This window comes from Flavobacterium anhuiense (genome assembly GCF_004151235.1).
Lineage (GTDB): Bacteria > Bacteroidota > Bacteroidia > Flavobacteriales > Flavobacteriaceae > Flavobacterium > Flavobacterium anhuiense_A.
Genome location: NZ_JUIV01000002.1, coordinates 618,965 through 636,024 on the forward strand (window position 1 = coordinate 618,965; position 17,060 = coordinate 636,024).

General features: G+C 35.3%; 11 protein-coding genes. 3 read left to right on the top strand and 8 right to left on the bottom strand.

What is annotated here, in order from left to right:
- Window positions 1-70: 70 nt before the first annotated feature.
- Window positions 71-1,312, top strand: a complete 1,242-nt coding sequence (locus NU08_RS05510) for a glycosyltransferase family 4 protein (RefSeq protein WP_129746206.1) — start codon at window positions 71-73, stop codon at window positions 1,310-1,312.
- A 47-nt stretch (window positions 1,313-1,359) separates the two neighbouring features.
- Here NU08_RS05510 and NU08_RS05515 read toward each other — a convergent pair whose 3' ends face one another.
- From NU08_RS05515 to porU, 8 genes are all read right to left on the bottom strand, one after another.
- A complete protein-coding gene (locus NU08_RS05515) occupies window positions 1,360-2,238 on the bottom strand; it encodes a helix-turn-helix domain-containing protein (protein ID WP_129746207.1) in 879 nt (292 codons plus the stop codon).
- A 98-nt stretch (window positions 2,239-2,336) separates the two neighbouring features.
- Window positions 2,337-2,867 carry a carboxymuconolactone decarboxylase family protein gene (locus NU08_RS05520; protein WP_129746208.1) on the bottom strand — a complete coding sequence of 177 codons (531 nt, stop codon included), beginning with the start codon at window positions 2,865-2,867 and terminating at the stop codon, window positions 2,337-2,339.
- A 462-nt stretch (window positions 2,868-3,329) separates the two neighbouring features.
- Window positions 3,330-5,177: a hydrolase/aminopeptidase gene (locus NU08_RS05525; protein ID WP_129746209.1), complete on the bottom strand. Its 1,848-nt coding sequence runs from the start codon at window positions 5,175-5,177 to the stop codon at window positions 3,330-3,332.
- A 91-nt stretch (window positions 5,178-5,268) separates the two neighbouring features.
- Window positions 5,269-6,906 carry a pyruvate dehydrogenase complex dihydrolipoamide acetyltransferase gene (locus tag NU08_RS05530; protein ID WP_129746210.1) on the bottom strand — a complete coding sequence of 546 codons (1,638 nt, stop codon included), beginning with the start codon at window positions 6,904-6,906 and terminating at the stop codon, window positions 5,269-5,271.
- Between the two features lie 4 nt (window positions 6,907-6,910).
- Window positions 6,911-7,909: a pyruvate dehydrogenase (acetyl-transferring) E1 component subunit alpha gene (gene pdhA, locus NU08_RS05535; protein ID WP_129746211.1), complete on the bottom strand. Its 999-nt coding sequence runs from the start codon at window positions 7,907-7,909 to the stop codon at window positions 6,911-6,913.
- 159 nt (window positions 7,910-8,068) lie between these two features.
- Window positions 8,069-8,551 carry a cytidine deaminase gene (gene cdd, locus NU08_RS05540; protein WP_129746212.1) on the bottom strand — a complete coding sequence of 161 codons (483 nt, stop codon included), beginning with the start codon at window positions 8,549-8,551 and terminating at the stop codon, window positions 8,069-8,071.
- Between the two features lie 80 nt (window positions 8,552-8,631).
- Window positions 8,632-9,837, bottom strand: a complete 1,206-nt coding sequence (gene porV, locus NU08_RS05545; protein ID WP_129746213.1) for a type IX secretion system outer membrane channel protein PorV — start codon at window positions 9,835-9,837, stop codon at window positions 8,632-8,634.
- A gap of 40 nt (window positions 9,838-9,877) precedes the next feature.
- Complete coding sequence (porU, locus tag NU08_RS05550) at window positions 9,878-13,714, bottom strand: type IX secretion system sortase PorU (RefSeq protein ID WP_129746214.1); 3,837 nt, start codon at window positions 13,712-13,714, stop codon at window positions 9,878-9,880.
- A 212-nt stretch (window positions 13,715-13,926) separates the two neighbouring features.
- Here porU and gldJ point away from each other — a divergent pair, with 212 nt between their 5' ends.
- Together gldJ and NU08_RS05560 are read left to right on the top strand one after the other, a co-directional pair.
- The gene (gene gldJ, locus NU08_RS05555) at window positions 13,927-15,612 is read left to right on the top strand and encodes a gliding motility lipoprotein GldJ (protein ID WP_129746224.1); all 1,686 of its coding nucleotides are present in this window, start codon (window positions 13,927-13,929) and stop codon (window positions 15,610-15,612) included.
- A gap of 117 nt (window positions 15,613-15,729) precedes the next feature.
- Window positions 15,730-17,013, top strand: a complete 1,284-nt coding sequence (locus NU08_RS05560; protein WP_129746215.1) for a UDP-N-acetylmuramoyl-tripeptide--D-alanyl-D-alanine ligase — start codon at window positions 15,730-15,732, stop codon at window positions 17,011-17,013.
- Window positions 17,014-17,060: the final 47 nt, after the last annotated feature.

The following is a 17,060-nucleotide window of genomic DNA, read 5'->3' on the forward strand; positions in this document are numbered from 1 at the left end:
GACCGAATCTTGGGAAATTGGGTGCAAATCCGCGGAAAAAAGCATTATTTTGTAATGTGAAACAAAAAAGATGAATCAAATCAAAAAACTTTTAATTATTGGGTTCGTTTGGCCCGAGCCAAAGTCTTCTGCAGCAGGCGGTAGAATGATGCAATTGATTTCTATTTTTAAAGAAAATGGATTCGAAATTACATTTGCAAGCGCGGCTCAGGACAGCGATTTTATGGTTGATTTGTCTGAATTTGGAGTAATAAAAAAAAACATCGAACTTAATTCTTCAAGTTTTGATGATTTTGTAGCCGAATTAAATCCAGATGTTGTTTTGTTTGACCGATTTATGGTCGAAGAACAGTTTGGTTGGCGAGTTGTTGAAAACTGTCCAAATGCAATCCGAATTTTAGATACGGAAGATCTGCATTGTCTGCGAACAGCAAGACAAAAAGCTTTTAAAGAAAACCGAATTTTCGAATTGGAAGATTTATTGTCTGAAGAAGTGGCAAAACGTGAAATTGCCAGTATTTTACGTTGCGATTTGTCTTTAATTATTTCTGAATTCGAAATGAATATTCTAAAAGAGGTTTTTAAGATTAATGAAGACTTACTATTTTATCTTCCTTTTTTGGTTGATGAAATGAAAGAGGAAGACTTGCTAAAATTGCCTTCTTTTGAAAACCGAAATGATTTTATTTTTATTGGAAATTTTCTTCATGAGCCAAATTGGAATACTGTTCAATATTTAAAAGAAGCCATTTGGCCTTCTATAAAAAAAGATTTTCCAGAAGCAGTTTTGAAGGTTTATGGAGCTTATCCTTCTCAAAAAGTATTGCAGTTGCATCAACCTAAAAATGGTTTTTACATTATGGGAAGGGCAGAAGATGCCAGAGAAATAGTAAAAAATGCCAGAGTGGTTTTAGCGCCAATTCGTTTTGGAGCAGGATTAAAAGGAAAATTGCTAGAAGCTATGCAATGCGGAACGCCAAGCGGAACAACTTCAGTTGGTTCTGAAGCCATGCACGACGGTTTGCCTTGGAATGGTTTTGTTGAAGATGATGCAGTAGAGTTTGCTAAAAAAGCTATTGCACTGTATCAAAATGAAAACCTGTGGAAACAATCTCAAAAAAACGGAATCGAAATAATCAATAAATGTTATCAGAAAAGCAATTATTCAAATGAATTAATCTCACTGGTAAATTCACTTTTGATAGATTCAAAAAGCCATCGTCTTCATAATTTTATGGGAAATTTGCTGCAGCATCATGCGTTCAAAAGCACAATGTACATGTCAAAGTGGATTGAAGCGAAGAATAAATAGTCTAAGTTTTCAGGTCTGTGATTACTGATAAACTGCGACTCCAAACTTTAAGTGTCCATTTTGCCAAATCCTACTGTTTCACGATAAATTTGAGGCGAAACATCAGCATTCGTTTTAAAGAAACGGCTAAAATAATGTTCGTCGTCATAACCTAATTCGTATGCAATTTCTTTTACGGTTTTGTTGGTTAGGTACAATTCTCTTTTAGCTTCAATAATAATTCTTTCCGAAATCAAATCGGTTAAAGTTTTATTGAAATAATTCTTAGATATTTTAGCTAATGCTTTTGGAGAAATATTCAATAATTCAGCATAATTTCCAGCCGAATGTTTGGTTTTAAAATTCAATTCAATCGCATCTTTCAAGCTTTGAAGAATGACAGGTTCTTTAGAATCAGGAATCGATTTCATTTCTTCTAATTGTTCTGTTTTTAATCTCGAAGCCGTGATTAAAAATATTTTCAAATAAGAAATCAATAATTCATATTGTGCCAATTCTGCATTCTGAATTTCAGCTTTCATTTGTTCAATTACCATTTTAAAAGTTTGTTCCGCTTGTTCTGTAACGTGAACATAAGGTGGCTGATAAATATTATTGAATAAAACGCCATTGCACGAAACCTCTTTTTGATGCATATGAATGCAATAAAAATCAGGATGAAAATGAATCGCGATTCCTTCAATTGGCTCATTTACACAAAGCATAAAAGGCTGATACGGAGAAAAGGCGAGAAGTGAGTTTTCTTCAAATTGATGTTCAGCAAAATCGGCTTTTACTTTGCCTTTTCCTTTAGTAACCCAAATTAAAGAGTAATAGTTATTACGCTGTAAATGATCAAAGTGGCTGTTATCATCAAAAGGAAGAATCTTGAAGGCTAAATTGCCATTCTGCGGATTGATTAAAGTAAAAACATTTTGAGAACTCATGATTTCTTTTGTTTTTGAAAGTATAAAGATAGCCATGAAATAAATTCACAGCTATCATTATAAATTGTTTTTTGTTATAGTGATTGTGCAAATTTTGATTAAACTGTTGGAAAATCAATTTCAGTATTTGCTACATTATTAAAGTAGTTTGTCAATACATTCAAAGCAACATGACCAATAGTTTCTGCAATTTCAGCATCAGAAACTCCAGCATTTTTAGCTTTATTTACATCTTCATCGTTTACTAAACCACCTTTGCTGATCAATGTTTTAGCCAATTGTAAAATCGCTTCTGTTTTTGCGTCGTCAGAATTTCCGGATCTTGCTGCTTTTAAAACTGCTGGATCTGCTTTTACTAATTTTTCTCCAATAAAAGTGTGTGCTGCTAAACAGTAGTCGCAAGAGTTGCTTTCTGAAACTGCTAAAGCGATTAATTCACCAGTTTTTGCGCTTAATTTTCCGTGGCTCAAAGCGCCGCTTAAGTTTAAATATCCTTCCAAAACTGCTGGAGAATTTCCCATTGTTCTCATCATGTTTGGTACAACGCCTAATTTTGCCTGAACTGCGTTGAATAAATCTTTAGTTTTTCCTGTTGCTTCTTCTGGGTTTAAAGCTGTTAATCGTGCCATTTTATTTAATTTTTTAAAGTTGTTATTTGTTGTTGTCTTTTGATATTACAAAGTTGCGACGATTGCAGGTTTTAAAACATGGAGAATGTACGCTATGTAATGGATAATTTTCCCTGATGTTTTTTAGGAGCTATTTCCCGCTATCCGTTCCAATCTTTTGTGCCGAACACCGGCACAAAAGGATTTCCACTTCTATCGGGGCTAGGGCACTCGTTTTATAAGATTGTTTTTCGTATAGTTTGTCATTTCGAGGAACGAGAAATCGCACTAGAAATTCTGTAAACAATTCACGCAATCTTGACGAAGGAGAAATCTTCGCAAGTAACTCCGCAACGAAAATCAAATCTCTGTCGAGCTTCTTGTGAAGATTTCTCCTTCGTCGAAATGACAAATAAGGCGTAAAAAAAAGAGGCTGTTCCTAAAGAACAGCCTCTTTTTTAGAGTTATAATTTTGAAAAAAAACTATTTCAAAACACTTGCAGCATCCTGAATAGTTGTGGCATGATAACCAGATTTTGCTTTATCAAAAACTTTTTTAGCCCAAACTTTTCCTTCTGGAGTTTTGACCATTTCTTTGTAAAGCATCATGATAGATCCAGTTCTGCTGCTTCCTATTAAAAATTGTTCAATTGCAGGATCAGCGGCTTTGTATTGATGACGAATTGCCTGAACAAACCATTGACGTTTAATGATAAAATTACCTCCTTTAGTAAAGTTGAATTCTTTGTCAATTGCTTCCATTTCTTTTGCTGTAATATCAGCTGGAAGATGATCTATAAAATGCTGTTTTTCGGCAGTTGTGGTGATTTTTTTGCTTAAACCTGCAACGCCCGTTTCTCTCCAGCTTTTTTGGATTGCATCAATTGCGTCAAATTCTGCTGAACTTACAGGAACTATGTTTGATGGAATTCCTGGTTTGTAAATCCAATTGTCTAATTGGATTTTATCTGCTAAAGTTTTGTCGCCTTTGATAAGATTTTCGTTTAAATACTTTACAAAATCTTCTGTTGTGATAGATTGGAAAGCATGAGAATCAAAATAATTTTTGATAAACGGATCAAATTTATCGCGACCAACGGCATTTTCAATAACTCTTAAAAAAGAATATCCTTTTACATAAGGAATCATGCTAATTCCGTCGTCAGGATTTCTTCCTGTCAAACTAACTTTTAATCTTGTATCTGGATTTGTGTCTCCGTATTCAGCAACATTATCAACCAATTCTTTGTTGGTGATAACGTTTTGCATATCAAATTCCTTTTTACCGAAAATTGCTTCTCCAATTCTGTGTTCAACATAAGTAGTGAAACCTTCGTTTAGCCAAATATCATCCCAAGTAGCGTTTGTAACTAAGTTTCCGCTCCAGCTGTGTCCTAATTCGTGCGCTAACAAACTCGTAAGCGAACGATCTCCAGCCAATACTCCCGGAGTCAAGAAAGTCAAGTTCGGATTCTCCATTCCGCCATAAGGGAAACTTGGTGGTAAAACCAATACATCGTAGCGTCCCCATCTGTAAGGTCCGTATAGTTTTTCAGCAGCATTCACCATTTTTCCAAGTTCAGCAAATTCATAAGCTGCGCTTTTTAAAACAGATGGTTCTGCATAAACTCCAGTTCTGTTATCAATCGCTTGAAATTCAATATCTCCAACTGCAATTGCCATTAAATAAGAAGGAATTGCTTTGTCTTGTTTGAAAGTATAAACTCCAGTATCATTTTTCTTCTGCGGATTTACTGCGCTCATAACCGCCAATAAATCTTTAGGAACTGTAACTTTTGCGTTATAAGTGAAACGAATTCCTGGAGAATCCTGACATGGAATCCAAGTACGAGACCAAACACTTTCGCCTTGAGAGAAAACAAAAGGTTTCTTTTTGTCTGCGGTTTGTTCTGGTTTAAGCCATTGCAAAGCCACAGCATCTTTAGTGGTGTTGTAGTAAATGTTTACTTTCGTAGTATTTGGCTCAATTGTAATATGAAGCGGTTTTCCGTGAAATTCTGTGGCTGTACCAAGCTCGAATTTGGTTTCTTTTTCTTCGTCGCCTAAAGTTACTTTAGTAATATTTAAAGTGTTTTCGTCGAAAATAATTTCGTTTCCTTTACTGATGTTGTCAATTGTCCAAGATGCTTTTCCTGAAATAGTTTGTGTGTCAAAATCAACTTTGATATCAAGATCAAGATGTTTTGCAACAGCAAGTTCTGGTTTAGAATAACTGTGTTCGTCTGTAACAGCAGCAGTTTTTTCTGTTTGCTCTTTTTTCTGGCAAGCAATTGCTGTCAGAAATAAAGCGACAAGAATTAGTTTCTTCATTTTGTTAGGTTTTGAATTTGAGGATGAAAATTAAACAAAAAATCCCGTTTTGAATAAACAAAACGGGATTTAATTATAAAATTAACAATGATTACGCCAACATTGTAACTGGGCTTTCGATGTATTGTTTTAATGTTTGTAAGAACTGAGCTCCAGTTGCACCGTCAATTGTTCTGTGGTCACAAGCTAATGATAACATCATTGTGTTTCCAACTACGATTTGACCGTTTTTAACTACTGGTTTTTCAACAATTGCACCTACAGAAAGGATTGCAGAGTTTGGCTGGTTGATGATTGAATTGAATTCAGTGATACCAAACATACCAAGGTTAGATACTGTAAAAGTACTTCCTTCCATTTCTTGTGGTCCTAATTTTTTGTTTTTAGCTCTTCCGGCAAGATCTCTTACTGAACCGCCAATTTGAGATAAACTCATAGCATCAGTAAATTTCAATACAGGAACTACTAATCCGTCTTCAACAGCTACAGCAACACCAATGTTTACGTGGTGGTTGATGATGATAGCATCCTCTTTCCAAGTAGAGTTGATTTTTGGATGTTTTTTTAATGCTAATGCACAAGCTTTGATTACCATATCGTTGAAAGATACTTTTGTATCAGGAACGCTGTTGATAGCAGCTCTAGTTTGCATAGCTTCGTCCATACTTACTTCGATCACTAAGTTGTAGTGAGGCGCAGTGAATAAAGACTCAGAAAGACGTTTTGCAATGATTTTACGCATTTGAGAATTTTTGATCTCTTCTGTGTAAACTTCACCAGCAGGAACAAAAACTTTTGGAGCAGCAGGAGCAGATGCTTCTTGTTTAGCAGCAGGTGCTGAAGCAGTTGTTTGAGCCTGAGCAGATGGAGTAAAGTTTTCGATATCGCTTTTTACGATTCTTCCGTTTTCTCCAGATCCTTTAACTTGGCTTAATTGAATTCCTTTGTCAGAAGCGATTTTTTTAGCCAATGGAGAGGCTAAAATTCTTCCTCCATTTGAAGTTTCAGCAGCAGCTTCTGGTGCTTTTTCAGCAGCAGGAGCAGCTTTTTCTTCTGCAGCAGGAGCACTTGCAGTTGCAGCCCCGCCAGCAGTAAAGTTATCAGCAACTCCAGAAATGTCAGTTCCTGCAGGTCCGATGATAGCTAATAAGCTGTCAACAGGAGCAGTACTTCCTTCTTGAATTCCAATATATAATAATGTTCCAGCATTGAAAGACTCAAACTCCATAGTCGCTTTGTCTGTTTCAATTTCTGCTAAAATATCTCCTTCGGCTACAGTATCGCCAACTTTTTTCAACCAAGTTGCTACTGTGCCTTCTGTCATTGTATCACTTAAACGTGGCATAGTTACTACTACAACACCTTTTGGTAATTCAGCTGCTTTTGCAGGAGCAGCAGTTTCAGTTTTTGCTTCAGCAGCAGGAGCATCCGCTTTTGGAGCTTCAGCAGCAGGAGCATCACCACCAGCTAAAAGAGCAGAAATATCTTCTCCTTCTTTACCAATGATAGCTAATAATGAATCAACTGGAGCAGTTTCTCCAGCTTGAATTCCGATATGTAAAAGAGTTCCTTCGTTAAAAGATTCGAACTCCATTGTTGCTTTGTCTGTTTCAATTTCAGCTAAGATATCACCTTCGCTTACTTTGTCGCCTACTTTTTTAAGCCAAGTTGCTACCGTTCCTTCAGTCATAGTATCGCTCAAACGAGGCATTGTTACTTTAATCGCCATGATATTATAATTTATGAGGTGTAAATGGATAGTCTTCTTGTGCGTATACTACATCGTATAATTGTTGTAAGTCTGGGTATGGAGATTCTTCAGCGAATTTCGCACACTCTTCAACTAAGTCTTTAACTCTTTGGTCAATTACTTCAATTTCTTCAGCTGTAGCATATTTTTGATCCAAGATTACATCAAGAACTTGTGTAATTGGGTCGATTTTTTTGTACTCTTCAACCTCTTCTTTAGAACGGTATAATTGTGCATCAGACATAGAGTGTCCTCTGTAACGGTACGTTTTCATTTCAAGGAAAGTTGGTCCATCTCCGCGACGAGCTCTTTCGATAGCTTCGTGCATTGCTTCAGCAACTTTTACAGGGTTCATTCCGTCAACAGGTCCACAAGGCATTTCATAACCTAAACCTAATTTCCAGATGTCAGTGTGGTTTGCAGTTCTTTCTACAGAAGTTCCCATTGCATAACCGTTGTTTTCAACAATAAATACAACTGGAAGTTTCCATAACATAGCCATATTAAAAGCTTCGTGAAGAGAACCTTGTCTAGCAGCTCCGTCACCAAAATAAGTTAGGGTAACACCGCCAGTATTAAAATATTTGTCTGCGAAAGCAATACCTGCCCCAACTGGGATTTGAGCACCTACAATTCCGTGCCCGCCATAAAAACCATGTTCTTTAGAGAAAATGTGCATAGAACCTCCCATACCTTTAGACGTTCCTGTTGCTTTTCCTAAAAGTTCTGCCATTACGTTTCTAGGATCAACCCCCATACCGATTGGCTGAACGTGGTTTCTGTAAGCAGTAATCATTTTGTCTTTGGTCAAATCCATAGCGTGCAGTGCGCCAGCTAATACAGCTTCTTGACCATTATATAGGTGTAGAAAACCTCTAACTTTTTGTTGGATGTATAATGCTGCAAGTTTGTCTTCAAACTTTCTCCAAAGCAGCATGTCCTCATGCCACTTTAAATATACCTCTTTTGTAACTTCTTTCATCTGAATTCTTTCTTTTGCTAAAGTTGTTTGTGTTATCGATTATTGTGCCTGTAACGCAAAATAGTTTCCTCCCACAAATTTGCGCCCGAAAGGTCGGGATGCAAAAATAAGACATTACATTTAAGAACTAAAATTAAATGACTACTTTTTGGCTTTTTTTTACAAGAACTTTTTATCAAACATCAATGGGAGCAAATTTTTTAAGGATGACGATTTGTAAACTTCACCAATTTCTCCCATAAAATAAATTTCTATCGGAGTGTCTTGTTTTATCTCATATTCTGCTATTGATTGTCGGCAAGATCCGCAAGGTGGAATAGGGGCAGCAGTCTGATTAGTGTCTGAAGCTGCTGTAATTGCCATTTTCAGGATTTTTGCTTCTGGATAAGTGCTTCCGGCATAAAAAATAGCAGTTCGTTCAGCGCAAAGTCCCGATGGGTAAGCAGCATTTTCTTGATTTGAACCTAAGATTACTTTTCCGTTGTCTAAAAGTAAAGCAGCGCCAACTTTAAACTGTGAATAAGGGGCATAAGCTTTTTTTCTGATTTCTACAGCTTGATTCATTAAATCCTGAATTTCGGCTGGAAGTTCATTTAAATTATCAAATATTGTAAATGAAGAGGTTATGTTGATTTCTTTCATCTGTTTATAAGGGAAAAAAAATCCAAATTCCTAAAATGCCGGAATTTGGATTAAGTTATTTCTATTGTAATCTTTTCTCTTTAGTAATTATCGTATTTGTCTCCAAAGTTAAACGTTAAAGAGAAACGAAGTGTATTTTCTAAAGGGTTTTTTATTTTTGAAGCTGAGAATAAGTACGAAACATCAATTTTCATGATGTTGTACTTAAATCCTGCTCCTAAAGAGAAAAATTGCTTAGCACCTTTCTCTGGGCTTTCGTGGTAATATCCTAAACGGAAAGCAAAAGCATCTTGATACATGTATTCTCCAGCAATGCTATAAGTTACCTCTTTCATTTCTTCTTTAAATCCGCCTGGAGCATCTCCAAAAGATTTAAACATTCCTTCAAACCAGCCAATATCATTATAATTTCTATAACCAATATCTGTTGCTTCTTGTTGAGAAATATCTTCTGGATCATCATAATCTCCGTCGCCATTTACATCAACTGGCGTTCCGATTCCTGGAGGCGTTGGAACTAAAAGTTTAGTAAGTTCGGCGCTTAAAGTAAGTTTGTTATAATCGTCAAAAATAAAGTCAAATCCTCCTCCTAATCTTAAATTGGCAGGCAAGAAGTTTGAGCTTATATCGTCATTATCGTAACTGATTTTTGGCCCCATATTCTGAAGATTGACACCGGCTCTCCATCTTCCGTTGAAATCTCGGTAGGCAACTTCTTCAGATTGGTAAAAAGCGGCTACGTCAACTGCAAATGAGCTAGCAGATGTAGCGTCAACTTCTTCTGAAGCAACTTTTAGATTTGAATTAATAAAACGTGCAGCAACTGCCATAGAGAATCGATCGCTTAATTTAAGTGAATACGATCCGTCTAAAGCAAATTCGTTTGGATTTACTTCTCTTACGGCTTCATTTGGATCTCCAGTGTATCTTAGTTCGATTCCTCCAAAACCAAAATAGCGAAAACTTCCTGCAAATGCGCTTCGTTCGTTGATTTTGTTGTAATACGTAACCTGACCCAATGAAATATCATTGGCAAGATCTGTTAAATAAGGGGTGTAGCTAATAGAAAGACCTTGCGCATCTTCAGAAAATGCATACTTTGCAGGGTTCCATTGTTGTGAGAAAACGTCAGCAGAAGTGGCTACTCCTTGATCTGCTAAACCAGCTGCTCTAGCATCAGCAGCAACTAATAAAAAAGGTACTCCAGTAACGATAGGCCTTGATTCTTGGGCCTTTGAGGTGTAAATGCTAAAAATACAAATTAGTAAAAGTGATAGTTTTTTCATTTATGGGACTTGTGTTTTGGTGATGCAAATATATATAATATTATAGGATAACAAGCTTTTCGTATTTTTCTGCCTTTTTATTTGTTAAATTTGATTTTACAGTCAGTTTGTAAATATACACTCCTTTTCCGATTCTATCGCCAAAATCATCTCTTCCATCCCATGTTATTTCTCTTGATAAAAAACCTTCTGTAGTAACGGTTTGATTTTTTGTCCAGACTACTTTTCCTGTAATTGTCATTACCTGAACCTGTACATCCAATGGTTCATAAGGTTTATTGTGAGAAAACCAAAATTGTGTATAAGTTGAAAATGGATTTGGGTAATTAAGAACGTGTGATAATGTCAAGGAATCGTCTCCTACAACTGTAAACTGAATTTCACTCGTAACTGGATTATTGTAAACATCCCAAGCGGTAAAACTTATCGTATGCAGTCCAGGAGCTAAATTTCGGAATGGAAAACGTAAATTTCCGTTGGTATAATCGTCCAATTTTGTTTGATAGTAATCATTCAAAATATAAGGATTGCTAATGTCTCCATCCAAAATAGCAACAATATCGTGTCCGATTCCGCTCGCTGTATTGATTCCGTTTTCATCTTCTAAAAAAGCCAAAAGAAATGGCGATTCATTTGTTATTCCGCCCGATACAAAAGTTTCATCGTTCATATATAACTTCACTTTTGGACTTATATTGTCCTGTGGTGCATTTTCGTTTATTCCTCCAATTTTAATGATGTTATTATAACCGGTTTGGTTTTCTAATGATTCATTTTTTTTAGAATAAAAGCTGATTCTTCCATTGTCTACAGGTATTCTGATGTCTCTGGGAACTACAAAACTAAATTCGAATTGTCCGTTGGTCACAGAGGCATTTCCTCTAAAAATGGTTTCTCCAAGTGTCTTAAATTGCATTGGAGGGCTAAAACCATCATTATTTAAAGTAGTATTTGTGATTAATTTGTCAAATATAGCTGTCGCTAATTCTCCGTTATAATTGCTTAATAGCGTGTTGTTTTCGTCTGTGATTTCTCCTGAAATTTTAATTTTTGATAATGATTTAAAATCAGGAATTGCTTGCGAAATCACAATGTCGTTTACTTTCGTTAAATTAATTCGTGGTTTTGGAATTGCAAGCATTAAAGCTGGATCTCCTATATAAAAAACAACATTGCTTGAAGAGCTCGGATTTTCATTTTTGGATATTCTTAAAGATTCTGCGATAGTATTGTATTGGTTTGAACCATAAGAAAGTAAGTTTTTGCTAATTGTTTTATTGAATTCTTCGGCATTTGTCTGTCCGATTTCTCTAACAGTGGTCAGCATTGAAATTGCGCCTCCTTTTGGATTCCAATACACATATTCTCCGGCTGTGGGTCTTGTTGGGTCGTCAAAACGTGAAAACTCACATGTGATGGTAATGAATAGTGGATATTTGTACTGATTGGTAAGGTTTTGTCCGTCTGATTTCTCCCAAATTCTTTCACTGGCCAATCCGTCTTCGCCACCATGTCCTAAATAATTAAATATAAGAGCACCTTTTTCAAAAGCATTAAAAAAATCGGTTCTTGCTTTCGGATATCGCGATCCACCTGCGGAAGCTTCTTGAGTATAAGCGTCCAAAAATATTTTATCAATATTGAAAAAAGGTTTTTCGGTCGCGATTTGATCTGCAAGGGCATTTTGGTTTGCTTGTAAAGTTTGATCGCCTGATCTGTCAGAGTCATCGCTAATTAAAACAACATTATTTCTCCAGTTTCCATAAGATTTTGTGTCATGGTATTCTATGATTTTGTTGACCATTTCCTGAGCTTGTGCATTGTCTGAAACCAGCATTCTTCCTAAAGCAATATCAATCCCGGCAAGAGAAGGAATGATAACTCCTTCGTTGGCGTCCATTAATCCGTAGAAATCATCAGAAGGAAATGAAGCTTCTCCCACAGTATTGCTTATTAGAGACTGATATATAGGTACAATGTTAGTGTTGTTCGAAATTCTGTCTTTATAATCATATGAAGCATCTCCAAATAAATTTAAATAGCGTATTCTTTTGTCTGATGAAGAAGCATTGTCGTAAATATATTTAACACAGTTTCTAATGGCTGCAATATCTTGTTTGCCAGAAGAAAATTCTTGATAGATGTTTTCCAAAGAAATAACTTTTACGTTTAAACCAGAGTTTGTTCTATGAAAATTGGCTAATCTTTCTGCTTGAGAAGCTAAAGACTTTGGCGTCACTATTATATAATCAATGTCCTGAAAAGCGTTTTGGCTGTTTCTAAAAAGTGTTCCTTTTAAATTCTGATTGGCAATTTTTGACTGATTTTCTTTTAACGGAGCATAATAATCAGAAGGATCTATCGCAATATATTTTCTAACCTCTCCTAAATTAGCTTTAAAACTAAAAGAAGATTGATTGGCGGTTTCGACTTTAGAAACATTATATAGGTCTGTAACGTCCCAGATTTGCGCTATTCCTGATGCGTTTCCAATAGTATAATTAACAATTCCAGCTGTGGAGCCTGCAGCATTGTATTGAAAGTGAAATTGTTTGCCTATACCTAAAAGTTTTCGTTTTGCAGTTAGATTGATGTAGTCCAGATAACCTTTTGATCCTGGAACGCCATTATTATTATAGGTAAGTTTTATTTTGATATTATCTGTTCCGGTAAATTGAGTATTTGCAGGAAGTTTGCCTGTTGTGTATTTGGTATCAGAATTGGCTATTAAAGGAGAAAAACTTATAGTTCCTGCGTTTTGTCCGTTTGCTGTTATGGCAAAAGAAGTAGAGGTTAAAGATGCCGCTGCAGCACTAACTTCTATTTTTACAGGAACAGAAGTGTCAAGATTTGGAAAACTAAAGGAGAATTCTTGTTCTTGATTTATATCAAATGATTCTCCGAGCCATTGACGGCCAAGATGAACAATGTTGGTTTGGTCAATTTCGTGGTATTGATAGTCATCAAACGTGTTTAGTTCTAAAGTACTATTTCCTGTTGGCAGATTTAGGTTTTGAATTCTTTTTCCGTCGCCTCCAGAAGCTGTAATATAATAATAGGATTTGGTGTCGTATAGATTTAAGTTAGTCTGGCTCTCAGAATTCCAATTTTCGACTCCTTCTGCATAAAAAAGAATGTAATCTTCATTGTTAAATATGCCATCATTTTCGCCAATAATTTGTATCGCATTCTCAGTTAAATCATTTGGATAATAAGTGCTATTGGCAAGAGGGAGCATTCTTCCGCCATTGCCGTAGATTTTTATTCTTCTCGGATCAACTTTAGAAGGATCAAATCCTAAACTTTGCAAAAATGATTTGTTGATTCTATAAACGCCCGATTTCTGAATGTAAAATCGATACCAGTCTCCAGAAGTCAAAACAGAATTTGTTATTGCTGCCGATTTTTGAAATGAAGAAGTTGAGGCAGTTCGCGCGTTTGAATTGCTAATAAAGTAAGAAAAGGATTTTATGCGTTTGTAGCTGTTTCCTTCCTTAATTATAGGTGACAAAGAAAGAAAAGAATATTTTATGTCTCTTGCATTTGTGACTATTACAGATTCATTTGGTTTTTCAGGTATATTTTCAGGTGCTAAATCGCCTAAATCAGCTCTCGAAATTGATTCAAAAATGACGTTGCTGATCTGTACCAAACTGCTGCTTGAAACGCCAGCCTGATTTAAGTTTTGAAGCAACGTTATGCTTTTTTTTGTAATGTCGAAGCGAAAGCTGCTTCCTGAGAAGTGTGGAATTATAAATTTGTTTTCACCATAATTTACTTCTTTTTTATTTTGCCAATCGATTGTAATCGTCTCATTTAGCTGTGAAAATGAGAGAGTTGGGATTAAAAAAATGTAAATTAGAAATGCTTGCTTCATCAGTTAAAAAGGTGAAATTTAATTAAAAAATAATTAGTAAGTAAAAATATAGTATTTCATGTTATAGTAATAATAAAAAGTATATTTTTGCGTTCGTAACTAAAGGTTATTTTCTGGTAAAAAACAGCTAAATAAAATTATTAGAACAGATGTTGCCAATTAAATGTTAATTATTATATTGCAGCACCTAAATTTATCACCTAAGAATGAGTATGAAAGTAAACAAAATTGTAGTCTTGCAGTTAATGATGTCAATGGTATTGATGTTGGGCACGGCTAGTTGTAGCAAAAAATCGAGTTCCACTCACGCTTCTAGAGCTACTGGCTGGGATGTAGATAGTCAGAATGGAACTGCTGCCAGAAATGCAGGTAAAAAACAACAGGCTGGCCCTGGTTTAGTTTTTGTTGAAGGAGGTACGTTTACTATGGGTAAAGTACAGGATGATGTTATGCATGATTGGAATAACACGCCAACTCAACAACACGTTCAATCATTCTATATGGATGAAACTGAAGTTACGAACGGTATGTACTTAGAATACCTAGAGTGGTTAAAGAAAGTTTTCCCACCAACAGAAGAAAATTACAAAAACATTTACGAAGGAGCATCTCCTGATACATTGGTGTGGAGAAATCGTTTAGGATACAACGAAACGATGACTAACAACTATTTAAGACACCCATCTTATGCTAACTATCCTGTAGTTGGTGTTAACTGGATTCAAGCAGTTGAGTTTAGTAAATGGAGAACAGACCGTGTAAACGAGGCTGTTTTAGAGAAAAACGGATATCTTAAAAAAGGAGCTAAAACAAATGATGTTAATGCTGAAAATGCATTTAATACTGAAGGATACTTGATGTCTCCAAGTACATCACGTGGTGCAAGTGAAGAAATCGTTTTAAAGAAAAATCCAACGGGGAGAAGACCTAAAGCTGGTAAAGACGGTGTTGTGCCAGAAGAGAAAAATGTTTACGCACAACGTTCATCTGGAATTATTTTACCAGAGTACAGACTTCCTACTGAAGCTGAATGGGAATATGCAGCTGCTGCTGATGTTGGACAAAGAGAATACAATATCTACAAAGGACAAAAGAAATATCCTTGGTCTGGAGATTACACACGTTCTAACAAACGTAAAAACAAAGGTGATCAATTGGCTAACTTTAAACAAGGAAATGGTGATTACGGTGGAATTGCAGGTTGGTCAGATGACGGAGCAGATATCACAAATGCTGTGAAAAGTTATGCGCCAAACGATTTCGGTCTATATGATATGGCAGGAAACGTTGCAGAATGGGTAGCTGACGTCTACAGACCAATTATTGATAATGAAGCAAATGATTTCAACTATTACAGAGGTAACCAATATGCTAAAAATAAAATTGGTAAAGATGGTAAAATTGAAATTGTTACAACGGCTACAATTAAATATGATACTTTAAGTAACGGTAAAGTGATTGCAAGAAACCTTCCAGGCGAAATTGCTCAAGTGCCAGTTGACGAACAAGAAACGTATTTAAGACAAAATTTCAGTACAAGCGACAACATCAACTATAGAGATGGTGATAAGCAATCTTCTAGATTTTTTGATTTCGGTGATTCAGAGTCTGGACCTAAAGCAGATCAGGCAATGTACAACTCTCCTAAACACAATGTTACTACAGACAGTTTAGGAAAAATGATCAGAAAATATGATAACTCTAGTAAACGTACAACTTTAATCGATGATAAAGTAAGAGTTTACAAAGGAGGTTCTTGGAGAGATAGAGCTTACTGGTTAGATCCAGCTCAAAGAAGATACTTCCCTCAAGATATGGCAACTGATTACATTGGTTTCAGATGTGCAATGTCTAGAGTAGGTTCAAAATCTGAAAAAAGAAAATCTCCTAGAAACTAAGATTTAGGAATTCAAATAATAAAAATTCCAAATTCCAAAAGCTGAATATTCAGTCTGGAATTTGGAATTTTTTTATTGTTTTTTTTCTACTTTTATGACTTATTAAAAAATATATAAATGAATATTCAAGACATTCATAACTTGTTTTTACAGTGCAGTTCTCTGTCTATTGATACAAGAAAAATCGAGAAGAATTCGATGTTTTTTGCTATTAAAGGGGAGAATTTCGACGCTAATACATTTGCTAAAGAAGCATTAGATTTAGGCGCTTTATTTGTTGTTATTGACAACGAATCTTATTTTATTGATGATAGAACCATTTTGGTAGAAAATAGTCTGCAAACACTTCAGGAGTTGGCAAAATTTCACAGGAATTATTTAGGGCTACCAATTGTTGCTTTAACAGGCAGTAATGGAAAAACAACGACAAAAGAATTAATTAATGTTGTGTTGTCAAAAAAGTTTAAAACAAAAGCGACTATTGGCAATTTAAATAATCATATTGGAGTGCCATTGACTTTGCTTTCTTTTACCAAAGAAACGGAAATTGGAATTGTCGAAATGGGCGCTAATCATCAAAAAGAAATCGAGTTTTTATGCCAGATTGCACAACCCGATTTTGGCTATATAACTAACTTTGGAAAAGCACATTTGGAAGGTTTTGGAGGAGTTGAAGGAGTGATTGCAGGTAAAAGCGAAATGTACCAATATCTTGCGACAAACCAAAAAACTGTTTTTGTAAATCTGGAAGATCCTATTCAGATAGAAAAATCTAAAGGAATAAAATCATTTATTTTTGGAGTAAAAAAAGAAAATGCAGATTTGAATATTCAGAATATTACCGCAAATCCTTTTGTTGCTATTGATTATAATGATTTCTCAATTGAATCGCATTTAATTGGGCTTTATAACGCCAATAATATTAATGCGGCAACGGCGATTGGAAAATACTTTAATGTAAAAGAAAGCGATATAAAGAGCGCTATCGAAAATTATATTCCGGCAAACAATAGGTCTCAGATGATGCAAAAAGGTTCAAATGAGATTATTTTAGATGCTTATAATGCTAATCCGAGCAGTATGGCTGTTGCGATTACTAATTTCTTGCAGTTAGACAAGAAAAATAAGATTATGATTCTTGGAGATATGTTCGAATTGGGAGACGAAAGCCTTTATGAACATAAAGTTATAGTTGATTCTTTGGAAAGTCAGAATGAAGCTCAATGCTTTTTATTAGGAAAATCTTTTTTTGCTAATAAAATTTCTAATGAAAACATTCAGTTTTTTGAAACATTCGATGCTTTTGCTGAATTCCTTAAGACCTTCAAATTTGATTCTAATATGATATTAATAAAAGGTTCGAGAGGTATGGCCTTAGAGCGAACTTTAGATTATATTTAAAAAAAGTAAAGCCATAAGTTTTGAACATGCCCCAAAAAGTTAGACAC

Bases quoted from the DNA above. Each gene is read 5' to 3' on its own strand.
- NU08_RS05510 (WP_129746206.1), top strand. From the start codon at position 71: ATGAATCAAATCAAAAAACTTTTAATTATTGGGTTCGTTTGGCCCGAG.
- NU08_RS05515 (WP_129746207.1), bottom strand. From the start codon at position 2,238: ATGAGTTCTCAAAATGTTTTTACTTTAATCAATCCGCAGAATGGCAAT.
- NU08_RS05520 (WP_129746208.1), bottom strand. From the start codon at position 2,867: ATGGCACGATTAACAGCTTTAAACCCAGAAGAAGCAACAGGAAAAACT.
- NU08_RS05525 (WP_129746209.1), bottom strand. From the start codon at position 5,177: ATGAAGAAACTAATTCTTGTCGCTTTATTTCTGACAGCAATTGCTTGC.
- NU08_RS05530 (WP_129746210.1), bottom strand. From the start codon at position 6,906: ATGGCGATTAAAGTAACAATGCCTCGTTTGAGCGATACTATGACTGAA.
- pdhA (WP_129746211.1), bottom strand. From the start codon at position 7,909: ATGAAAGAAGTTACAAAAGAGGTATATTTAAAGTGGCATGAGGACATG.
- cdd (WP_129746212.1), bottom strand. From the start codon at position 8,551: ATGAAAGAAATCAACATAACCTCTTCATTTACAATATTTGATAATTTA.
- porV (WP_129746213.1), bottom strand. From the start codon at position 9,837: ATGAAAAAACTATCACTTTTACTAATTTGTATTTTTAGCATTTACACC.
- porU (WP_129746214.1), bottom strand. From the start codon at position 13,714: ATGAAGCAAGCATTTCTAATTTACATTTTTTTAATCCCAACTCTCTCA.
- gldJ (WP_129746224.1), top strand. From the start codon at position 13,927: ATGAAAGTAAACAAAATTGTAGTCTTGCAGTTAATGATGTCAATGGTA.
- NU08_RS05560 (WP_129746215.1), top strand. From the start codon at position 15,730: ATGAATATTCAAGACATTCATAACTTGTTTTTACAGTGCAGTTCTCTG.